This is a genomic window from Dellaglioa sp. CoH-57-MRSF-20 (assembly GCF_056781955.1).
On the sequence record NZ_JBXAXV010000192.1, the window covers coordinates 1 to 334 of the forward strand.

The following is a 334-nucleotide window of genomic DNA, read 5'->3' on the forward strand; positions in this document are numbered from 1 at the left end:
GGTGTATGGCGCGTGCCCACAAAACCCGAATCCGGGTCGAAGTACTTGCCAACAAAACGGAGAATACATGACCGGTAACGACACGCACGTAATAGGTGTTGCGTGCATCATACAAGACCCACAGAACGGAAGGGTGCTGCTTCAGCATCGCGCCAAGGACCCGGGATCGGGTCTGTACGTGCTTCCGGGCGGCAAGCTCGAAGCTGAACGTGCCGATGTCGGAATGGCTCGTGAGCTGCGCGAAGAGCTTTGTCTCGACCTAGACCCTGCGGGGCTGCGGCCCGTGTGGCATGCGAATGATACGCTGGGTAACGGTGATCCTCTTCTCATGCTC

1 protein-coding gene is annotated in these 334 nt (G+C 58.4%); it reads left to right on the top strand.

Annotated features, from left to right (window positions below):
* Positions 1–67: 67 nt before the first annotated feature.
* Positions 68–334, top strand: a 267-nt coding sequence (locus AC1RPN_RS08740) for an NUDIX hydrolase (RefSeq protein ID WP_481763799.1), incomplete at its 3' end; no start/stop codon positions are given.